A 936-nucleotide genomic window follows, 5' to 3' on the forward strand; every position below is an offset into this window, starting at 1 on the left:
GCGCGGACACCGCTCCACAGGGCCCGGCGTCGACGGGTGGCACCGAGGGCGCGCCCGTGGCGGGCGGCGACAAGGGCACCGTGGGCGCGGGCACGGCCACGCCAGTGAACGTGGCGACTCCCGCGACGGCCGCGGGTCAGGACGGCGCGGGTGAAGGCCGGCGCAACCGGGGCAACCGCGACGGCCAGCAGGCCCAGGGCGACACGCGGCCGGGGCTCGTCTTCGTGCAGGGCGCGAAGGGGCCGGAGCCGCGCCGCGTGGTGCTGGGCATGAGTGACTGGGAGAGCTCGGAGGTCATCAGCGGGCTGGAGGCGGGCGAGCAGGTGTTGCTCGTGTCGGTGGCGCAGCTCCAGCAGCAGCAGGCGCAGCGCAACGAGCGGATGCGGCAGGCAGGGGGCGGAATGATGCCCGGCATGGGTGGTGGTGCTGGCGGTGGGCGCGGCGGTCGTTAGTCGGCGGGAGGAGGAGGCAGGTCATGGGTGAAATCATCCTTGTGGCGTTCGACGCGGTCCTCGCCAACAAGCTGCGGTCGCTGTTGACCATGCTCGGCATCGTCATTGGCATCGCGGCGGTCATCACCATGGTGGCGTTGGGCGAAGGAGCCCAGCGCTCGGTGGAGCAGCGGCTGAAGACGCTCGGGACGAATGTCCTGACGGTGCGCCCCGGCCAGTCCTTCTCGGGCGGCCTCGGTCGAGGTCAGGCGTCGATGACCATCGACGACGCGGAGGCGCTGCGCACCAACGCCAAACACATCCAGGCCGTGGCGCCGGAAATCGAGTCGCGCTTCCAGGTGGAGTACGGCGCGGGCAACGCGAACCTGTCGGTGGTGGGCACGTGGCCGGCGTACTTCGGCATCAACGAGTCCCGCGTCGTCGCGGGCCGGATGTTCACCGACGCGGAGGACCGGGGTCGGCGGCGCGTGGTGGTGCTGGGGGC

General features: G+C 72.0%; 1 protein-coding gene and 1 pseudogene. Both read left to right on the plus strand.

What is annotated here, in order from left to right; translation table 11 throughout:
• A pseudogene (locus HR086_RS47155) lies at positions 1-452 on the plus strand (efflux RND transporter periplasmic adaptor subunit); the annotation flags it as partial.
• Between the two features lie 23 nt (positions 453-475).
• On the plus strand, positions 476-936 hold a 461-nt coding region (locus tag HR086_RS47160; RefSeq protein WP_174468940.1), incomplete at its 3' end, for an ABC transporter permease.

Source organism: Myxococcus sp. CA039A (genome assembly GCF_013336645.1).
GTDB lineage: Bacteria > Myxococcota > Myxococcia > Myxococcales > Myxococcaceae > Myxococcus > Myxococcus llanfairpwllgwyngyllgogerychwyrndrobwllllantysiliogogogochensis.